2 protein-coding genes are annotated in these 1319 nt (G+C 74.7%); both read left to right on the forward strand.

The annotated features are described in order from the left end of the window. The coding region (locus tag B7X32_RS20930) for an ATP-binding protein (protein ID WP_292724169.1) at positions 1-1051 on the forward strand (1051 nt) is incomplete at its 5' end. Further along, on the forward strand, positions 1048-1319 hold a 272-nt coding region (locus tag B7X32_RS20935; protein ID WP_292724171.1), incomplete at its 3' end, for a hypothetical protein. The genes B7X32_RS20930 and B7X32_RS20935, both read left to right, overlap by 4 nt.

Here is a 1319-nt window from a genome sequence, read left to right on the forward strand (position 1 = left end):
CGCACATGTGGCGCTGCTGCACGGAGCTGACCTCGCCGACCCCGGGGATCCGGAGCCGGTACGGGCCGTCGCGACGCCGGCGTCGAGCGGCCCGCCGCCGGAACTCGCCGACGTGATCGGCCAGGACGAGGCGGTCTCCGCTCTGGTCGCCGCCGCGGCCGGCGGCCACCACCTGCTCCTGTCCGGGCCGCCGGGCGCAGGCAAGACCATGCTGGCGCGCAGGCTCGCGGGGATACTCCCCGACGTGGATGAGGAGCTCGCGCTCGAGGCCGCATCGATCCGCTCGCTGATGGGGGAGAGCGTCACCCGGCTGGATCGTCGCCCGCCCTTCGTCGCCCCGCACCACAGCGCGTCGGTCGCGGCCCTGATCGGCGGCGGATCCCGCGCGGCCCGTCCGGGGGCGATCGCCCGCGCGCACGGCGGGCTGCTCTTCCTCGACGAGGCGGCGGAGGCGCCGAGCGGGGTCCTGGAGGCGCTTCGGCAGCCGCTCGAGGCCGGCATGATCGAGATCCATCGGGCGGCGTTCACGACGCGCTTCCCCGCGCGGTTCCAGCTGGTGCTGGCGACGAATCCGTGTCCGTGCGGGGCCTTCGGCGTGGTGGGCGAGGAGTGCATCTGCCCGCCCTCGGCGATCCGCCGCTACGCGGCGCGGCTGTCCGGCCCGATCAGGGACCGGCTCGATATCGAGGTGCGGGTGGCCCGCGTGTCCGCCGTCCAGGTCACGGCCGGGGAGCGCGGCGCGCTCTCGACGGCCGATGCGCGCGGGCAGGTCGAAGCCGCCCGCGACCGCGCGGCGCGGCGATGGAGGGGGACGCCATGGCGCCTCAACGCGCACGTGCCTGGCACCTGGCTGCGCCAGAGCGAGTTCCGGCTTCCGGCCGAGGCGCGGGCGCCCCTGGACCGGGCGCTGCAACGCGGCGCTCTCACGCTGCGCGGATACGACCGGGTTCTGCGGCTCGCGTGGTCGGTGGCCGATCTGGCGGGTGCGGACGCGCCAGGGCTCGCGCACGTGGGCCGCGCGCTGTTCCTGAAGAAGGGGATGATGGCATGAACGACACGGAGCACAGGTCGACCGAGGCGGGCACCGCGCCCATCGCTCGGCGCACCCCGAGCATCGCAGCGATGAGGTCGCTGCTGCGGTATCTGCGCCAGGACGCGCGCTTCCTCGCGGCCGCCGCCCGGATCCGGTCAGACGCCGAATCGCCCGCCGTGCGGGATGGGCTGATCTGTTCCATAGCTGCGTTGTCTCCGCTGGACCCGACTCTGCCCATGCTCCCGACCATGCGATGCCGGCTGAGGGCGCGGAGCATCTTCCGGCT

Origin of the sequence: Microbacterium sp. 13-71-7 (assembly GCF_002257455.1) — a bacterium.
Classification (GTDB): domain Bacteria; phylum Actinomycetota; class Actinomycetes; order Actinomycetales; family Microbacteriaceae; genus Microbacterium.